This is a genomic window from Acinetobacter guillouiae, assembly GCF_002370525.2.
Taxonomy (GTDB): Bacteria; Pseudomonadota; Gammaproteobacteria; order Pseudomonadales; family Moraxellaceae; genus Acinetobacter; species Acinetobacter guillouiae.
In genome coordinates, this window is the sequence record NZ_AP014630.1 from 2,314,462 (window position 1) to 2,334,543 (window position 20,082).

Genomic DNA, 20,082 nt, shown 5'->3' on the forward strand with positions numbered 1-20,082 from the left:
CATAGATTACATGCACCCGATAAAGGTAATAATTGAACAGTTTTCCTTTAATACCTATAAATGTTCTGTTGTTAAAAGCGATAGCCAATACCCATGTAACTAATCAATGGATCAACATCAATTTTAACTTTTCCTGAAATCAGGTTTTGATTGTTATTTTGGTTATTTACATCAATTTTCGCGTCAATATCCATTTTCGAATAAGATAATGAAGCTACAACAAACCAATTCGAGTTAAAGTCATAATTAAATCCGACACTAAATATTGGCGCAAAAGTATTTCTGGTGCTGACTTTAATAATAGGTTTGGCATCTGAACTTATGCCAGCAAGGCTATTTCCCGCATTACCTGTGAGAATATTCTGCACCCGATGACCAGCAAGAATGAGGTCATTTTCAATACCTGAATTGATTTTTACATTTTCTAAATAGGCATATAGTATGCCAACACCAACATACGGACGAAATTTGTTAATACCGCTTACACCAAACTGATAATGGGCTTCAATTGCGGGCATCCAAACTCTAGTATCGATTGCATATTTGGACTGGGTAAGATCCGTTATATAGAGTTGTTGTGAAATGGGGATGCTATTTGTACCAATAAGCGCTGCTGATGTTGGAGGCAGATCAACTTGACCAATAACAGGAGCATATACCTGACCAATTCCTTTTGCCTTAACCTTAGGTGGTATACCCGCTTTAAGCTCTAACGAAATATTATCATTTAAATAATAATTAAACATGATACCCATGGTATTAATGTTTTCAACTTCTAGGCCTGTATTAGGGCTAGTCCAAGTAGAAGGTTGATTTAGAGTAGCAGTACCACTTAAATCGGCTGAAAGGCTTGATATGCCTAGGCCTTGTATAGTGGTAATTACCGTATGTGCTTGTTGCCCTTGAGTTGTTGACTGATCAATTGCGCCCAGAATATTCTGGGTTGAGACTTCACCTACGCTATAAGTACTGCCTGCTGGGATCGCGGTCGTATTATTTATATTGTTTGCATCACCTAAGGGTTTTGCATACAACCAGCCAATAGAAATCGAATAGCGTTTAAAATCTGTTTTATCACTTGGTTTAAAATAGGAACTGGCATAAACAGTTTGTACAGATACAGCACATATAGCTAAACTATATATATAATTTTTTAATTTCATGGATCCATCCAATAGATTTTAGTACTTTGAATGAATATTTGACGACAAAATTGAATTAATTTGTATCGTCAAAAAGAACTAATTTATTAGAAATTTTTAATGATGATATAAAGCCAATATTTTTGTTGTTGCTCAAAAAAAGAGATACTCTTCTTTAAATTAATGCATATTTTCTAGCTACAACCAAGGCCCCGGTTCTATTTTTTACACCTAATTTTATATAAATATTATTAACATGCCATTTTACAGTTGAAAGTGAGATGAAAAGCTCATCTGCTATTTGTTGATATTTTAAACCGGACTCTAACATGCTCAGTAATTCTAATTCTCTTTTTGAGAAAGCTGCTCTATTAAATTTAATCTGATCACTTTCATCATCTAAGCAAAGGTGCTTGCTTAATTCATTGAGCAAATTTTTATAATTTTCATCTAAAGTAGATATTGAACTCTTAATTAATTGAAGTGAAGCTATAGAAAATTTTTCAAAATCAATAAATACTCTAAAATATCCATTTTCAGTAGCCAAAAATAAAGCATGTTTAATCCGATCCAATGCTTCTTTGTTATTTTTTTCATATTTTAAGGCAATAAATGATTTTAAAATTAAAATTTTACTGAACAAAAATTGATTTTTTTGCAATTGATTATCATAAAGAAACTCATCGATAAGTTTAGACACTAAGTTAAAGTTATTTTCATTCAGTTGCATTAATATATTGATATATTTATGATAAATTTTAACTTCTGCGCACTGATCAGTACTATCCTCCACCCTAATATCTATGCTATTTAAACAACTAAAGTCTTTTTCAATTTTATTAGAAAGCAAATACAATTCAACTTGCTGGTACTGGAGTAATATATGCAACCGTTTCGGATAAATTGAGATAATACCTTGAAGGTTCTCTCTTAAATTTTGTGTGTCAGCCCAACTTTTTTGAAGTTTATAAGAAGTCGATATTCCAGCGAATGCTGTTTCAACTAAACCATGATTTTTAATATTTCTATATCCAATTTCAACATATTCTTGGGCTTTTGAAATTTGATTGACTTCATAATAAATTGCTGATAATAATTGTGAAATTGTAGGTAAAATAGAAGCATCTTCACCTATTTCTTCAATTGTTTTATAAAATTGCCTTTCTAAAACTTTTTGTGCACGATTATATAGACCACAATCAAGAAGAAATAAGCCGTAAAGTAGATTAACCCAAATTTCACCATATATACTGCCTGTATCTCTAATCACTTGTAGTGCATAGTTGATTGATTTTTGAGCTAATTCATACTCAACATTCAATCTGTAACTTAAGTAACTTGCACAAGATACAACTGCCTTATCAAAATTATCGGTGTTTTTATTTTTTTTTAACCAAATTTTTGATTTTTCTAAACTTATTTGGCGTTTATCCTGAAATGTTAATAAGACAATTTCAATCGAATCTAATTTAGCAGAATAAAACTGAAAATTCATTTCATTTAGATACTGATCATTTTGTAAAGCTCGTCTGAGATCATTTACTCTTTGTTTTGACTCCTCCCATTGATATGAAAATGCGAGCGACCATGCCAACCAGTAAATTATTTTATTCCAATTAAAATATTTCTCATCTTTTAACTCCTTGACCCAGTTAATCACTGTAGGTAATTCACCTAAGTTCTTAACTAAAATTTCACTGGTTTTATCAATCACTAGGTTTTGAATATGATGGTCTTGACTTAATTTTGCATAATAAGCAGATTTTTTATAATATTGATTTCTAATTGACCATATTGATGCTCGGATAAGTATTTTCTTTGATTTATTAACAACTTGCTGACTTAGTAGAAATTCACGTAAGAGTGGATGGACTTTAAATTCTCTATTATTTCGATCGATATTTTCGACAAATGCTCCACTATGATACAACTGTTTTAATCTAGATTTACTATCAGTATACTTTAATGCATAGTTGCAAAGTTCAGTATTAGCCGTTTCAAGTGTAGACAAACCAATCAGAAATTCTTGCATATCAGAATCCAAATTATCTAAAATCTGTTCTGTAAAGAACTGTGAAAATACATAATCCTCACCTGAAAGCTCAAATAGCTTTCTTGCATTTTGTTTATTATTTAATAAATTCTTGCAAATAGATATGGCATATGGCCATCCTTGTGTTTTATTAAAAACAAATTCGAGTTGACTATTTGAAATGTTGGTATCTAAATATTCGAAAACTTCGAAGCTATTAAAACTTAAACTTGATGAATTGAATATTTTAATTTTCTGATTGAGCTCTAAATAGGATATTCTAAATTTTGGAAATATACGTGATGCAATGATCACATGATAATTAACTTTTTTTATATCTAATAAAGTATCAATTTCATTATTAAAGCGAGCGCATTCTATTTTTTCGTAATCATCAATAAAAATATAACATTGACCTGAAGTATATCTTTGTAAAATTTTTTCAATCGTTGAATCTTCATCCACTTGATGACTAAAAATAAGACTTAAAGCAACCAACAAGGAACCGCTTTGCTTTGGGTCAAAATTTGTCTCATCTAGCCAAATGCAGCAAATACCATTACTTAGTTTCTCGAAATATTCGAAACAATATGTCAAAACTGATGTTTTACCATAACCGCCTGGTGCAAATAAGAAATTAAGCTGGATATTCTCTATAGACTGCCGAACTTTATAAAAACAGGAATGAATATAAATATTTTCATTCTTATTGTGCCTTCCTTGGCTTGCTGAAAGCATTATCTTTCTTCCATAAATAATTTATCATTATTTAAAAATTCTCTATAGCTATTCTAATAATGATAATTTCTTCCGATATCTTTATTGTAGGGTATATTTTTTGAATGACAATGAATTTGTGCTTATTTTTTAAGCACACATTTTTTTAAATCAGACTGCGTTTGAACTACGTTTAAATCAAGCGCAGTTTTTTGTACAATCAGTTGTTTTGCTGCAATAAAATCTTTTGCTGAATTTACGCAGACTGCCATTTTTAGCACATTACCTTGAAAGTATAATCTTGAAAATCCACCATTTGCGAAACTCTGCCGAATAATGACTTGTTCATAGTGATCTATTACACCAGCTACTTGTAAACGTTTGTCATATTGTTCAGACCAAAACCATGGTAATGCACTATGCGGAATTGAGTTTCCACTGAGTGTAGCTGCTGCCGTCTTGGCTTGATCAACTGCATTTGCTAAGCATTCCAATCGAACTGATCGTTGTAAATGGTTGCTAGGAAAGAAAGTACAATCACCAGCTGCAACGATATCTATGTTGGACGTACATGCAAATTTATCTACGACAATTCCATTTTCAATTTCTAGTTCTGCAGTTAATGCTAATTCTACATTCGGTATCACACCGATGCCGATGATTACAGCATCTGCATCGAATTTAGAGCCATCATCGCATAACACACTTTCTACATGGTGCTGCCCTTGGATTTCCCTAATCCCAATATTCGTTTTTATTTCAACGCCATGTTCAGCATGGAGTTGCATAAAGTAATTCGACATAGCTTCGTCAAGATTTCTTGACAAAATTCTTGAATTTGCTTCAACAACTGTTACTTCAATGCCTTGTTCTACGAGTACTGCTGCAATTTCTAAACCGATAAATCCAGCACCAATAATGACGACTTTTTTAACATATTTAAGATGCTCTCGTAGTTTTTGAGCATCACGAATATCTCTCAGATAATGTACACCTTCTAACTTAGAGCCGCGAATATTGAGTTTTCGAGCTCTCCCACCTGTACATAGCGCTAATTTGTCATAATTTATTACTTCACCAGAATCCAATTCAATGCTTTTATTATGAATTTGAATAAAGTCTACTGATGTAGATAATCGAAATTGAATCTGATATTTTTCAAAATTTGATTCTGGATAAATCAAAGTTGTATCTGATTGTTTTTTTAGGAATGTCTTTGAAAGTGGTGGACGATGATAGGGTAATATATCTTCATTGCCAATCATTAATATTTCACCTTGCCACCCATACTGTCTTAATGATGTAGCAAGATGGATGCCTGCATGACTCATCCCAACAATGATACATTTCTGACTCATCTAAGTACCACCCTTAGATCATTGACTTATTTTAAATAATATTCATCACGTAATAAACGCTTCAGCAATTTCCCGTTGGGCTCTCGAGGTAAGTCCTGACGAAATTCATAACTGCGTGGACATTTGATGGTAGAAATATGGCTTCGGCAAAAGCGATCCAGTTCTTTTATTAATTCATCACTTGCATGATGATGATTATACAATTGCACCACCGCATGCACAGATTCACCAAAATATGAATGTGGTATGCCAATCACTGCAATATCCATAACTTCTCTGTGTTGAATCAAGACATTTTCAGTCTCTTGAGGGTAGATGTTAACTCCAGCAGAGATAATCATATTACTTTTACGATCAGTTAAATATAAGAATTTATCTTCATCTAGATAACCGATATCTCCCACACATGCCCAACCTTTAATGTTATAAGCATCTAGAGTTTTTGTAGGATCTTTATGATATGAAAATTTTGCAGAGTTAGAAAAATATACATTTCCAATTTTTCCTGCTGGTAGTTCTTCACCTTCATCATCAAGAATATGGATAACGCCATAAATTGCTCGGCCCACAGTACCAGGATGATCAATCCAGTCCTGAGTATTTGACATCGTCATGCCAATTTGCTCAGTACTACCGTAATACTCATAGATAATAGGTCCCCACCATTCAATCATTTTCTGCTTGGTTGGAATGGAGCATGGAGCGGCTGCGTGGATTGCAACTTTCAAACTTGAATAGTCATACTGATTAAGAATACTAGGTGGCAAATCCAAAATGCGATGAAACATGGTTGGTACCCACTGACTATGGGTAATTTTATATTTTTCGATAGTTTCTAATGCTTTTTCAGCTTCAAATTTTTCCATTATGACTACTGTACCCCCCAGCGTTAATATCGCTCTGCACCATTTAACTGGTGCCGCATGATAATATGGCGCTGGTGACAAATAGATCGTCTGATCTGTTACGGCAAAAGCTTTTTCAATTTGGTTTGCAATAATTTCTGTTGTACCTACAGGCAACCTAGTTAATTCAGGTTTAATACCCTTCGGTTGACCAGTCGTGCCCGCCGAATATAACATTTCATTCCCTTCAAGTAGTGTTCGGTTCACTTGTATAGATGTCATTTCTAGAAGAGGCTCGAGTATGATAATGCCAGAAACATTTGTATCATCTAAAACGAATATGATTGGTTTTTTTTCTAATTGTTGAATCGCATCTACCAATTCTTGAGTACAATATTGAGCACTCAAAATAATGATTTTTGCATCACAGTCTTCGACGATATAAAGAACTTCGGGAAGTTTTAAACGAGTATTAATAAAGGTGTAATACAAACCTGCATAGTGAGCACCGCATTGCAAAGCTGGGCACTCAATTCGATTTTCTGTCAAAAAGGCAACATGATCACCGTATAGCAAGCCAAATGAATCATAAATATTCACAAATTTTAATGCATATTCATGTAAATCCTTATAACTTAAAGCTTGTTGAGTTTCAGCGATAATAATCGCTGCTTTATCGGGAGTTTTTGTCGCATATATTCCTGCATAGCGGATTGTATTCGCAACATTCATCTTTTTATCCTTTTATTAATATTTAAGTTATTGACTGATTAATAAAACAGGCTTGATACAATCCCCAAGCTGATTGGCTGTAATGGCTTCGTTGATTTGCTCGAATGGATAAGTTCTGATCAATTTATCAATGGGTAATTGTCCTTTTTCGTAATAGTGAATTAATTCAGGAATAGACTGATCTGGATCACTGTCGCCTTCAATAATTCCTTTAAAGCAAATCCCAGCTGGTACCATTTGCATAACAGTTCCAGGTAGTTTTTGTTCAATCTTTTGCGGTACACCTACAAATCCATAGACGGCTTTGGGAGCCAAAACATTAAAAACATGCTCCATAACGATGTTTACGCCTGAAGTATCTAAAGCATAATTAACACCAGCTGGTAATATCTTATGGACTTCATTTTCAATGTCTTGTTGGTGAGGATTAATCACAGCTGTTGCACCTAGCTCAAGCGCTAAGCGACGTCTAGCTTCATAAGGTTCAATCAAAATAATATGTTTACATTTCTGAATTACAGCAGCCATTACTGCGGTCAAACCAACGGTACCCCCACCAATAATTAATATTGAAGAGTCAGGTTCACATGCTAAAGAGCGGGTAATTGCACCAAAACCAGTTTGTATACCGCATCCTAATGGTCCAATTAACGCTAATGGGATATTTTTAGGTACTGAAACGACATTACGTTGGTGAGCTATGGCATGACTTGCAAAAGATGATTGTCCAAAAAAGCTGCCAGCAATAGGATTGTGTTTGGAATCATGTAAGATTGGGCCATCTTTTCGTGTTCCGGCAAAGTTTAAAGACGCAAAGGAATAGCAATATGCTGGCTGATTTTTCTTGCAACTGTTACATTCACCACATGAGGAAAAACTCACTGCGACATGATCACCAACTTTAACTTTTGATACTTTTTTACCAATTTTCTCGACTACACCTGCCCCTTCATGGCCTAGTACTGCTGGTGAAATAATAGGAAAAACTCCTGCATGCGCAACAAGATCTGTATGACAAATTCCAGCAGCAACAATTTTAACCAATACTTCTTCATCACTTGGCCCAGTGAGATCCAGTTGTTGAATACTAAATGGCTGACTTAAACCGTATGAAACAGCAGCAATAATTTTCATTATTCAATCCCTTTTTCTATGATTTTTTTCATATAACCTTAAATAGGAAATCTAAAATCCATCGTGTTGTTTTGGTATATGGCGGGTAGAATATGTGAGTCAAAAGCATGTTCGTTGTTAAAATTGCACGTTCATGTGAAAAAGCTTTAATCCCCCACTCAGCATGGTAATTGCCAATTCCAGAGTTATTTACGCCACCAAAAGGCAAATTATTTTGAAGAAAATGCACCATCGTATGATTAATGCAAGTTCCTCCAGCACTCGTGTTCTGGATCACATGCTCAATACGTACTTTATCTTTACTCCAGATGTACAGTGCTAATGGCTTTGGTGCAGCATTAATTCTATCTAAGACTTCTTGAATATTTTTAAATGAAATAATGGGTAATATTGGTCCAAAAATTTCTTCTTGCATGATTGCAGCATCAGCTGGAATATCTGTAAGTAATGTAGGGGAAATAAAACATTCTTTTTGTATAACAATCCCACCATAGAGCAGTTGTGCGCCTTTTTCTTTTGCATCCTCGAGTAAATGTGCAATACGTGCTGTGTGGCGCTCATTTACAATACGTGCCAGCTGAGCATTTTTTACATTTTCACCTTCACCATATATATTTGAAATATGTTGATTGAACTTGGAAATAAATTTATCTTTAATACTTTCAGCAATATATAAATGGTCTGGTGCTACACAGGTTTGACCGCAATTCAAAAATTTCCCCCAAGCAAGCGTTTTCACTGCCATATCCAAATCAGCAGTTTCATCAATAATGGTGGGCGACTTACCCCCGAGCTCTAAAGTTACACTGGTTAAATTTTTAGCCGCTGCAGTCATCACCACTTTTCCAATAGCAGGTGATCCAGTAAAGAAAATATGATCAAAAGGTAAATTTAATAAATTTGTAGCAACAGAAGCATCTCCTTCAAAAATAGCAACTTCGCTTTCATCAAATGCTTCACGAATTATTTTCACCATGATTTTAGATAAACTTGGTGTTAATTCAGAAGTCTTAATCATGACCGTATTTCCAGAAGCAATTGCTGGAATAAGAGGTCCTAAAGTCAGTGTCAGTGGATAGTTCCAAGGAGATATAATTAGACAGCGGCCTCTAGGCTCGTAACGTACTTGTGATGATGTACCGAACATCATCATTGTTGTTTTAATTTTTTTGGGTTTGAGCCATGCTTTTAAATGCTTACAAGTATGCTTAAGTTCCATGATTACCGATAAAATTTCAGTAATCTCTAGCTCCATGGCTGGTTTATTAAAATCAGCAGCACCAGCAACAATAATTTCGGCTTTATTATTTTCTATGCTTTTACGCAATTTTTTTAATTTTGCAATTCTTTGACCAACAGTTGAATTACGTAATCTTAAAGCAGCAGGTTGTTGTAATCTAAAGACACGGATTAATTCATCATTTGAAGCATTTTTATCAGACTCTGAAAAGTGCAAAGTTTCAGCATTCATTCTCGTATTCCTTTTAAATAAATTCGCCTCACATTAAAACTTCAATGAAAGTGCTAATTTTCCTTATTTTTTACTATGAATGATTAAAAAAAAATGCACATCGTCAAAAAGGACTAATCTAAAATGAAGAGCTTTGAATATCTTGTAAGTATCTGTTTTTAAAATTTTAATTAAAATTGAAGCCATCTTAATTATTATAATTAGTCCATATGATCGATGTATTTCAAAAAAATGTTTCTACAATTTTTATATTTGACCACTTAGGCAATCAAGGAATTAAGATGGGACAAGCCTATATTATTGCTGCAACGCGTACAGTTAACGGCTTAAGTAATGGAATAATTTCGTCATTTATACCAAGTGAATTATTATCTTTTGTTTTTAATTCATTAATTATAAAAACTAAATGTGATCCTAAATTTATTGAGCGTGTTTTAATCGGTTTCGTAAATCATCCAAATTCAAATATCAAAAAAATTATAAATGACGCCTTAGCACACTCGATACTCTCCCCGCAGCAACTGGTAAATAGGCTTGAATATCAACATAATACTGCACAGCAAACGTTACACTATGCAGCACAGATTGTAATGTCTGAAACACACGATATTGTTATTGCATCGGGAGTCGAAAATCATCTCAGTTGTGATCAGCAAATGTGGATACCCAACCATGCAAATAAATCTACATTTTATTTAAAGGATACCGCTTTAGATCAAAATGCGCATATGCTTTCAGTAAAGCAACTAAGCTATGCTATGGAGTTATTAAAAAAATATCGCTTAAATCGAGATTTGCTTGATTATTATAGCTTTAATAGTCACTTTAAGGCACTCAATGCTTGGCAAGAAAATAAATTCGAAGCTGAAATCATTCCAATGCTACACAACTTTAAAAATTCCTATGCACCCCATATGCGTATTCAAGATGAATCTATAATTGAATATATGTCTTGGTCTTTTTTTACTAAATCTCCGACTATTTTACCTGATATCCCGATGACATCTAAACATATCAGTTCTAATGCATATGGTGCATCAGGATTAATCATTGTTAATGATCGAGGTCTAAAATTATTGAAAACACCGCCAATTGCACGAATTTTGTATATGAATAGCTTGCAGTCTAACCACAATGAAATTGATGCAAATATATTCTTTGCCACACAAAATGCATTAGAAAAAACAGGATTGACCATTAATCAAATTGATCTCTATGAAATGAATGAGGTTTTTACCCCCCCTTCCACTCGCTTGGTTGAGTGTTCTTGGGGCTGACCCAGACAGATTAAATATTCATGGTGGGACACTAGCCCTTGGTGAATCATGTGGATCTATAAGTACACGTATGATGACGACGCTATGCCATGCATTAATAACGACTCAGGCGAGATATGGGATGCAAATTCAATATGACAAAAAAGATTGCATTCAAATTACGATTATTGAGAAAGTTTAATTCTAGGTATTGAACTAAATTTGCAACACCCAGAATCGGGATGGGAGAGTTTTTATTTAATTAACCCTTAGCCAAGTTTGACTTCTACCCAGTGCTGAAATTCCTAAATAGCCTCGAAGCTTTAGTTTTTTCCCATTTTCAACTAATTCTCCTTCCAAGCTATAAATACGACCAGAATCAGGATCTAAAATTTTTCCATCTTTAAATTTTCCACTTTCTACTAATTTTAAACTATTAATGACGGTTGTACCCTGTAGGCGTTTTCCCATTAACCTACCGTTACAACTTTTACAAGTTAATTTGTTCTCTACATCAAAGACATCTACAATACTGCCATTATAGACATTGTCTTTTACTTTTTTAATTTCTATCAGAAATTTGGGTTTGCCAGTTTTATCATCAATGGTCTTCCACTTTGTGCCCTGAATCGAATCATTTGCCCAAGAAGCAGAAGCTAGAAAAGCACTTGCTGCTAAAATTAAAATTTTATTCATAAACGTATCCTTTTATTTATGGCCTTATTTGCAAGCCAGAAGCTAAACTCATATGAGTTTCAGAAAATTTATTGTTTTTTAATAACTGGATTAAAAACAAACAAAAGGCAAGCTAACAAAAGGTGGCTCTGATTTATTCATCACAAAGAACTAATTTATAGTTTTACCTGCCTTAAGATTTAGCCATTAGCCAAATAGAAATAACGAATAAAAAAACGTAATGACAAAAACCAACCTTTTTCTCAGGTTTATTTTCTCCATTTTTTTGTCATCTTGATGAAGATACCAAATTACATCAGGGTGAAAACCAAGGAAATGACAATGAGAACGATGAGTAAGTCTAAGCCATTCGATCACGCATTACGCGAGTTAACTAAAGCCCCTTTAATAGCTTTACCAACTTTATTCTTGTTTATTATCTGTCTAGCCATTCTGGCAATTGTTGATTACTGTGTAATCCTTGGGACGATTCCACTATGGGTAGGTATGATCATTAATGGATTTACAATCTATTTTTTATTTAGCCCAATACATGATGCATCTCATGGTGCATTTTCGCAAATAAAATGGATCAATGAAATTCCTGGTCATATTGGTATGATTTTCTTTGGTCCGATCGCGCCATTCAATTTAGCACGTTTCATCCATATGCAGCATCATCGCTGTACCAATGAAAAAGAAAATGACCCAGATTATTTTGGACATAAGATGGATATTTTTTTTCCATTACGTTGGAGCAATTTTGACTATTATTATTCAAAATATTTCTTTTTACGTGCTAGTCAGGCAATGCGTAAACGTTTACTACCCCACTTAGTCATTCATTTCTCTGCAATCATTGCTGTATTAGCAGCCCTAATTTATTTTGGATATGGTCTTGAAGCGCTTATGCTATGGATTTTACCAACAAGAATTAGTTCATTCCTATTTGTTTCTGCATTTGTATTCTTGCCACATGAACCATTTCAAAGTACAGCCAAAGAAAATGAGTATCGGGCAACTAATGTGCGCCCAGGTGCTGAATGGTTACTTACACCACTACTTGCGTACCAAAATTATCACTTAATGCATCATCTTTATCCTACCGCACCCTTCTACCGCATGTTGAAACTGTGGGAATTAAAACATGACCAACATGTAGCAAATGACCCGTTGATCATAAAAACTTTTGGTCTTGCACCAATAAAAAATGATCAGTCAAAAACGACAAATGATGCGAGTACATAAGATGAAAAAATGGCAATGTCGATATTGTTCATTTATTTATGACGAAAAAGTTGGAATTCCTGAAGATGGGATAGCACCAGGAACATCTCTGGATCAATTTTCAGATGATTGGATGTGTCCAGATTGTGGTGCTACTAAAGAAGATTTTGAGGAAATATTTTAAAACTCATTTCGAGGCAATCAATCTGTAACGACTAATCTTTGCCTCACTGTAAGTGTTCTAAAGATTTATTTTTTCAAGGAGTGAGAAAATGGACAATCTTTTTTCAAATACAAGCTTAAATAACAATATTTTGATGACAAAGCTCATTCCACCAATATCAATAAAACCGCAGATTAAACGAACTCACTTATTTAATCATTTAAACAAAAATACCAAGGTTAAATTGATTTCTGTGATGGCACCTGCTGGATTTGGTAAAACTGCATTTTTAAGCCAAATTTATATTCATCAAAAGAAATATCGTAAAGTCATTTGGATGACGCTTGATAATGCAGACAATGACTTCAATCATTTTATTCAACATTTATCATATATTTGGTTTAAAACGACTAATCAAGCTTTTAATAGTAATTTTCTTGAAAATATTACTCAGTATTCAGAACCTTTTTCAATTTTTTTGGATGAAGCAGAACATATTTATGATGAATCAACGCTCAACTTTTTACAGCAGATCATCGATTATTTACCCTTACATAGCCAAATTATCATCAGCTCCCGCCAGTTATTGCCTTTAAAAATTGCCTCATTACGTATTCATTGTCAAATACTAGAAATTACTCAAGAAGCACTCAGTTTTAGTGCTGATGAGATAAATAAGCTCGTCCTAAACAATTATGGATTTCAGCTTCATCCAAGTGAAATTAACTTATTACTCAAAAAAACAGAAGGTTGGATTATTGCTATTCACCAATTCGGTTTAACTTTAACTTCGAGACATTCTCTACGTACGCAGATTCAGAAGTTTTCAATTCATCATAGTGAATTGAATCATTTTTTAAGCGAAGAAATTTTAAATCAATTACCCAATAATCTTCAGGATTTTTTATTGAATTGTAGTGTCTACTCGCAATTTTCTGTGGCTGATTGTGATTGGTTGCTTAAAATAAATAATAGCGCTTATTTACTTAAACAATTAGAGCAAAAAAACCTTTTTCTTATCCCTATGGATCAACAACATGAAAAGTATCGTTTCCATGGTTTATTTTTAAGTTATTTACATAATCAATTTCAACGTTTATACCCTATAAAATTTAAGTCACTACATTTACGTGCTGCAGAACGTCTACTTTATTTAAACCAACCTATTGAAGCAATTGAGCACTATTTACTTGCAAAAGCGTTTGGCAAGTGCATCGAAATTTTGACTCTACATAGCCAAACATTGCTAGAAAAAGGTAGAATACGGTTTTTATTACGCTGTTTGGATCAAATACCAGCACATATTTTTGAGAATTTGCAACACTTACAAACAGCATATACATTAGCTTTAATTTTAAATCGTCGTTATGATGAAGCTAAATATGTCATCGGTAAAATGAAAAAGCAAAAATTGCTCTCGTATACTGAAACTAAAATATTAGATTGCTTATTGCTCACAATGACTGATCATATCGAGGAAAGTTTTGCTCTCTGTAAAATAATTTATAATGATCAAAATACATATGATAGCTTGTTGAATAATTTTTTTATTTTAAATTATTCCCATTATTTAATCGCAAATAACAAAATTGATTATGCTCGAAAAATAATTCATAAAGTTATCAACAATTCTCGATATAATAGAAATGCTTTTGTACAAACTATTTATGAATACAATGAAGCATGTATAGAGTTACAACACGGGCATTTAAATCAGGCTTATATTCGATTGTATACAAATTATAATTGTAGCTGGCGAGATCATCAAAATAATGTATCTGGTGGTCAAGCAATGATTGGAGTTCCTTTAGCTGAAATTTTATATGAAAGAAACCAATTAGAAGAATCATTCAGTTTAGTCAAAAATTGCCTTCCGTACGTACGTCAAAATGGTCATATAGATTCATTAATATCTGCCTATACGCTATTCGCTAAAATTGAATATTCATTACATCATGACAAAACAGCAGCACTATGTTGTCTTAAAGAACTAGAATATATTGGAGCAGATTTTAACTTTATGCGTGTTAAGGCCAGTGCTCTCCTTGAACAAGCGCGAATACATTGGCTGAATAAAGATTATTATCTTGCGAGGAACATTTTGAATGAAATCATTGCTTGGGATATTTGGCATACGCTAGATCATTTTTATATGCCAGCTCAGTATCTTGATACCCCTCAAATGCTTATATGGCGAATTGATATAAGTCACAGTGATGGGAAAAAGCATGAGGGAAAAATTCAAGACTTCATTAAACATACAAAAAATTTACTTCATGAAAGACGTGCAATTAAATTAAAAATGATACTTTCTACTCTTTATTTTAGCGAAAATAATCATAAACAAGCATTTGATTGTTTTAAAAGTATATTGTTAGATATTGGTAATGAAAAGTACCTTAGAAGCTTTTTAGATGAAGGTCCTATTATGCATAAATTAATTTATGCTTTTTATGAAAATTATAGTGAATCATTTCATCTAGATTCAAATACTCGTAAAATTTTGGAAATTTTAATTTCACTAGTCGATTATTCTACAATCAAAGAAATACCTCCAAATAGAAAAAATGTATTTTATGAAGCTTTAAGCAAACGAGAATTAGAAATTTTAAGTCATGCCGCTGAAGGACTACGCAATCAAGAAATTGCAGATAAAATTTTTTTAGCAGTAACAACGGTTAAGGCCCATCTTAGACGTATACACTCTAAACTGGATGCACACTCTCGTACAGAAGCTGTTGCCATAGCGAGGAAAAATGGCTGGTTATAGTGATCAATTGGTATTTTTTCGCTTGTTAAACCATTAACGGCGTATGATTTTGCTGTTGAATATTTGAAAGTTTAATTTTTTGCCGTTCCTTACATTTAAGTTATAGCTTGGATAGAAGCTTAGAATGCCCACCCATATATTTTCTAATCGCCTGAATCAAGAGATTTGTTTCTATTTCTATGAAAAAGCATCAATGATCACAGAAAATTTAAAGGTAATTCAGTCGTATATTTAATTTGCTCCATCGCAAAACTGGAGCTCACGTCAGTAAGGCCAGAAATTTGAATTATTTTTTTATACACTTTGTCATACTCAAGCACATCGGGTACAGCGACTTTTAACAAATAATCAGTCTCTCCAGCCATTCGATACACTTCTATAACTTCATCGATTGTATGGATATGATTGTGAAATTTTTCAATCCATTCTGCATTATGTTGTGCTGTTTTAATAAAAACCATAACAATCACATTGATATTTAGTTTTTTACGATCGAGTAAAGCAACTTTGGCGCGAATGATGCCTTCTTCTTCCATTTTATGAATGCGTCGCCAACATGCGGTATTACTTAATCCAATACGATCTGCGATATCGCCAATCGCCCAGGTACAATCTTTTTGTAATAGTTCCAAAATGCCACGATCGTATTTATCTAGCTGTAATTTCATGCAGTTCACTTTATATAAGAAATTAAAAAAATGAGTCACTGATTTATCTATGATTGGAATGATATTCTATTTTTGGCAAGATAAATAGATTTTTAATTCTTAATGCTGATTACTCAAAACTCTCATTCAAATCAAGAGCAGTTCAGATAAGTTATGGCTCTATTCATTGTTTTTTAATGCATTGCAAATAAGAATACGGCGTTATAGCGATTGGAAAAGTTCTTGCAGTGTTTGGATAAACCATGTTCTGGCTTCTATGTCATCTCGATGGTTATACCAATTGGCACTCACATTAAACGGTTTAACTGAAAATGGTAATTCAAAAATATTGACATCACCATTACGCGCATAAACTTTTGCTGCCCGTGAAGGCAAAGTCACCAATAATTCAGAGCTGGTCACAACATCTTGTAAAACACTAAAATGAGGAAGCTCAAGCATGATTTTTCTTTTTAAGCCCAGTTCTTTCAGTCTTTGATCAATTTCAATATGACCCGTTGAAGATTTAATAGCCGCATGATTTTCTTGAAAATACTGTTCTAAACTCAGTGTATCCCTGATACGTGGATGGTACTTATGTGCAATGCACATATAGCGTTCTTCAAATAAATTACGTGATTCAATTTTAGGCATAACGGTATAACTACTATTGAATACAGCAACATCTAAAAAACCTTCAGTCAGCCAGTCTTCTACTTTATGCGATTGAATTTCTTCAATTTCCACCTTAATAAATGGTGCTTCTTTAGAAAGGTATTGAATTAAAGAAGGTAGTAAACATATTTCACCCAAATCAGATAAGCCTAAACGAAATATCCGAGTTGAGGTTTTTGGGTCAAAGTATTTAGACGCTGTAATTGCCATTTCAATATCGGTAATTGCTTGTCTAAAGCTCGGGTATAAACTTTGCGCCAACTTGGTCGGTTTGACCCCAAATTTGTCTCGTTCAAATAAAGGATCATTTAAAAATTTACGTAGGCGATTTAGATTATAGGTGACAGATGGTTGGCTTAAATTGAGGCGCTCAGCTGCATGACTAATATTTTTAGTTTCAAAAACGATAATAAAAACTTTAATAAGACTTAGATCAATCAATTGTCATATCTCTATTGAATGAGGGAGGTAGACCTCCCTGCTCTACTTTTAGATTTGTAGCGCTTTCACCGCCAATTTTGTTTTTTTCAAGCGTAAGTGAATCATTGAAACACTCATTACTGCAAAAATACAGGGGATTGATAATGCGATAAAATTATAATTAATGGGCAGACTTAAGCTTAGTAACCAACCACATAAAATTGGCCCTAAGATTGCACCTAAGCGTCCCACACCTAAAGCCATTCCTAAGCCTGTCGCACGAATATTGGATGAATAAAATTGAGACATATACGCCAATAATAAGATTTGCCCACCAATTGATGCAGCACCTGCAACCGCAATACAAAAATAAAGAATGACCATTGGTAAATTATAACTCAGTAAAATTAATGCGATCGCACCACTTAAAAACAGTGAGCATAATACCTTTGCCAGATTAAAACGATCCGCTAAGTAGCCACCACAAATTGCGCCAAGCATTCCCCCAATATTTAAAGCCAATAGAAAAACCAGACTGGTCGATAAATCATAGCCTGCTTCTACCATTAATTTAGGTAACCAATTGCCTAAAGCATAGACCAGTACAAGCGCCATAAATACGCTGCCCCAGAATAAGAGTGTTACCATCCCACGATTTTCTGCAAATAAATCCTTGATCGGAGTTTTAGAGGTAGATTGATTGTCTTGATGAAGACCAATTTGAGTCTGAGGCGTATAGGTAATATTGCCATCAATTTGTTTAAGAATCTCAATCGCTTGGTCAGTTTTATCACGGCGCACCAAATAATCAATCGATTCGGGTAACAGCTTCCAGATTATGGGAATGAGTAAAAGTGGTGTGCCTCCTAGAATAAACATGATTTTCCAACCAAATTGCGGGACTAACCACATTCCTAATAAAGCTGAACACATCCCACCAACTGCATAACCACTAAACATTAAGGAAACCAAGGTTGAACGTAGTTTTTTAGGTGCATATTCAGTCATCAAGGCGATTACATTTGGCATGACTCCGCCTAAACCCAAACCAGCCAAAAACCGAAAGATTCCAAAACTTTGTGGATTATTGGCATAACCACAAAGTAAAGTAAAACCACTGAATAAACAGATACATAAAATAATTAATTTTTTGCGGCTGAATCCATAGCTTTCTAATTTATCACTCAGGCTACCGAAAATAATGGCACCAAACATCATCCCAAATAAGGCGACACTGCCCAAAAATCCAGCCGTAATACTGTCAATTTTCCATTCTGCCATCAACTTGGGTAAAGCAACACCGTAAATCACTAGATCATAACCATCAAAGATAATGATCAATGCGCTGAGTAAAATCACCCGCCAATGAATGGCTTTTAATTTGGCATGATCAATAATTTCATTTGCATTTATGATTTGCATAATAGACCTCCCTGGTCATATTGTCCTGTTGTAATCTTTGTTGTTTAAGTCGTCATTTCAGTGTGCTGTAGTTGTTTTGCTAATGCTGCTTTGGCTGTCTGAATATCATCTTCAAGCGAATGCTGCCACAACCAGTCAAAACGCTGTGCCAGATGTTGGCCTATTGATTCAAAATCAGGATATTTCGATGAATATAGCTCATAGATTTCGCCTGATTCACGCGAGGTATTTTGAACTTTCACGGCGCGCGCTAATCGAACTTGCTCATAGATTTCAGATACAGCTTTGATAGATTCAGATGTCAACTCAGGGTTTTCTAATAATTTAGCTAAAATCAAAGCATCCTCTAAACCTTGTCCAGCACCAGCACCTTGATGCGGTAACATGGCATGAGCAGCATCGCCAATCAAAATCACATTATTGCTTTTGTTTTTATAGGTTTCTAAAGGTTGAATTTCATGTAGTGCCCAAATTGTTGGTGAGTCGATCAGATCTAATAATGCCTTACAACTCTCGCTCCAGTCTGCAAAATCAGCCAGCATGGCTTGTTTTGAAACAGGCGATGTCCATGGTGTATTTTCTACTAATACGGTTTGCGTGCGATCTGACTTAAATGCGACAATATTAATTTCTTCACCCTGACGGATTGGGAAAGTTAAGATATGTTTATCTTTCCCTAAAAGCATTTGCGGTACATCGGCAATTTCGGCATCATTTCCCAGTTTTGCAATGGCTTGCTTAAAATCTTGAAATTTAATAATTCCACGATATGCCCACGTCCCTGAAAACTGAGGTTCAACACGCGCTAATTGATTAGAGTCAAGCACATGGTTTCGGACGACTGAACGGATCCCATCACAACCAATCACATAATCAAATGTAATATGTTGACCATCCATAAAGTGAATTGTCGCTTGTTCTTCATCTGCCTCAATTTCTTGTACACGTTTATTAAAATGTACATTTGTTAAAGGTACTAAGGGAATTAAGCTATCAAGAAAATCTGCACGATGTACCGAAGATTGTCCAACTTGTGGCGCAATCGATGCGGATAGATACTCATCGGTATAACCATTACGCCATTGAAACCAAATATCGGTATAAGGTGCTTTTACCTGATCTGCAATAGATTCATATTCTTGACTTAGACCTAATAATTGAATGGCTTTAACTGCATTGGCACCAAACGAAATCCCTGCGCCAATCTCGGAAAACTGCGATGCGGATTCAAAGAGATGTACATCTAAATGTTTATTTTTGACCAATTGAGTGGTGAGTGCTAAGCCCGCAATACCGCCACCAATCACAGCAACTCTAATTTTTTTGTCCATTTTAGCATTCCTTACTAAATTGCTTAGAATTCTATGATTGGTTATTTTTTAGAATAAATCCAATT

The 20,082-nt window shown here is 34.1% G+C and carries 16 protein-coding genes; 5 read left to right on the forward strand and 11 right to left on the reverse strand.

From position 1 onward, the window contains the following. Positions 1-71: 71 nt before the first annotated feature. The 6 genes from AS4_RS10705 to AS4_RS10735 form a co-directional block, all read right to left on the reverse strand. Positions 72-1,163 carry an OmpW/AlkL family protein gene (locus AS4_RS10705; RefSeq protein ID WP_096734120.1) on the reverse strand — a complete coding sequence of 364 codons (1,092 nt, stop codon included), beginning with the start codon at positions 1,161-1,163 and terminating at the stop codon, positions 72-74. A 154-nt stretch (positions 1,164-1,317) separates the two neighbouring features. Beyond that, positions 1,318-3,912: a helix-turn-helix transcriptional regulator gene (locus AS4_RS10715; protein ID WP_167468943.1), complete on the reverse strand. Its 2,595-nt coding sequence runs from the start codon at positions 3,910-3,912 to the stop codon at positions 1,318-1,320. A 122-nt stretch (positions 3,913-4,034) separates the two neighbouring features. Further along, on the reverse strand, positions 4,035-5,249 hold the full coding sequence (locus AS4_RS10720; protein ID WP_096734121.1) for an NAD(P)/FAD-dependent oxidoreductase: 1,215 nt from the start codon (positions 5,247-5,249) through the stop codon (positions 4,035-4,037). Between the two features lie 26 nt (positions 5,250-5,275). Next, entirely contained in the window at positions 5,276-6,826 is a 1,551-nt protein-coding gene (locus AS4_RS10725; protein ID WP_096734122.1) for an AMP-binding protein, read from the reverse strand. Between the two features lie 27 nt (positions 6,827-6,853). Then, positions 6,854-7,960, reverse strand: a complete 1,107-nt coding sequence (locus AS4_RS10730; RefSeq protein WP_096734123.1) for an NAD(P)-dependent alcohol dehydrogenase — start codon at positions 7,958-7,960, stop codon at positions 6,854-6,856. A gap of 28 nt (positions 7,961-7,988) precedes the next feature. Beyond that, positions 7,989-9,431, reverse strand: a complete 1,443-nt coding sequence (locus tag AS4_RS10735; RefSeq protein WP_096734124.1) for an aldehyde dehydrogenase family protein — start codon at positions 9,429-9,431, stop codon at positions 7,989-7,991. A 281-nt stretch (positions 9,432-9,712) separates the two neighbouring features. Here AS4_RS10735 and AS4_RS10740 point away from each other — a divergent pair, with 281 nt between their 5' ends. Further along, a complete protein-coding gene (locus AS4_RS10740; protein WP_264757330.1) occupies positions 9,713-10,708 on the forward strand; it encodes a thiolase family protein in 996 nt (331 codons plus the stop codon). Beyond that, positions 10,656-10,889: a hypothetical protein gene (locus AS4_RS22115; RefSeq protein WP_264757319.1), complete on the forward strand. Its 234-nt coding sequence runs from the start codon at positions 10,656-10,658 to the stop codon at positions 10,887-10,889. The genes AS4_RS10740 and AS4_RS22115 overlap by 53 nt, the downstream gene beginning before the upstream one ends. Positions 10,890-10,945: 56 nt before the next feature. Here the strand turns inward: AS4_RS22115 and AS4_RS10745 are convergent, their stop codons facing one another. After that, the gene (locus AS4_RS10745) at positions 10,946-11,383 is read right to left on the reverse strand and encodes a DUF2147 domain-containing protein (protein ID WP_096734125.1); all 438 of its coding nucleotides are present in this window, start codon (positions 11,381-11,383) and stop codon (positions 10,946-10,948) included. Positions 11,384-11,704: 321 nt separating this feature from the next. On the opposite strand from AS4_RS10745, the gene AS4_RS10750 reads away from it, so the two are divergent. The 3 genes from AS4_RS10750 to AS4_RS22005 all read left to right on the forward strand — a co-directional run bounded on the left by AS4_RS10750 (position 11,705) and on the right by AS4_RS22005 (position 15,522). Continuing rightward, positions 11,705-12,610, forward strand: a complete 906-nt coding sequence (locus AS4_RS10750; RefSeq protein WP_096734126.1) for a fatty acid desaturase — start codon at positions 11,705-11,707, stop codon at positions 12,608-12,610. Position 12,611: 1 nt separating this feature from the next. Further along, positions 12,612-12,773: a rubredoxin gene (locus AS4_RS10755; protein WP_096734127.1), complete on the forward strand. Its 162-nt coding sequence runs from the start codon at positions 12,612-12,614 to the stop codon at positions 12,771-12,773. Between the two features lie 88 nt (positions 12,774-12,861). Then, positions 12,862-15,522: a LuxR C-terminal-related transcriptional regulator gene (locus AS4_RS22005; protein ID WP_227548062.1), complete on the forward strand. Its 2,661-nt coding sequence runs from the start codon at positions 12,862-12,864 to the stop codon at positions 15,520-15,522. 197 nt (positions 15,523-15,719) lie between these two features. On the opposite strand, the gene AS4_RS10770 is transcribed toward AS4_RS22005, so the two are convergent. The 4 genes from AS4_RS10770 to salA all read right to left on the reverse strand — a co-directional run bounded on the left by AS4_RS10770 (position 15,720) and on the right by salA (position 20,017). After that, entirely contained in the window at positions 15,720-16,190 is a 471-nt protein-coding gene (locus AS4_RS10770) for an Lrp/AsnC family transcriptional regulator (protein WP_004720411.1), read from the reverse strand. Positions 16,191-16,391: 201 nt separating this feature from the next. After that, positions 16,392-17,285 carry a LysR family transcriptional regulator gene (locus AS4_RS10775; protein WP_004720408.1) on the reverse strand — a complete coding sequence of 298 codons (894 nt, stop codon included), beginning with the start codon at positions 17,283-17,285 and terminating at the stop codon, positions 16,392-16,394. Positions 17,286-17,333: 48 nt separating this feature from the next. Continuing rightward, entirely contained in the window at positions 17,334-18,686 is a 1,353-nt protein-coding gene (locus tag AS4_RS10780; RefSeq protein ID WP_096734129.1) for an MFS transporter, read from the reverse strand. A gap of 44 nt (positions 18,687-18,730) precedes the next feature. Beyond that, positions 18,731-20,017: a salicylate 1-monooxygenase gene (gene salA / locus AS4_RS10785; RefSeq protein WP_096734130.1), complete on the reverse strand. Its 1,287-nt coding sequence runs from the start codon at positions 20,015-20,017 to the stop codon at positions 18,731-18,733. Between the last annotated feature and the right edge of the window lie 65 nt (positions 20,018-20,082).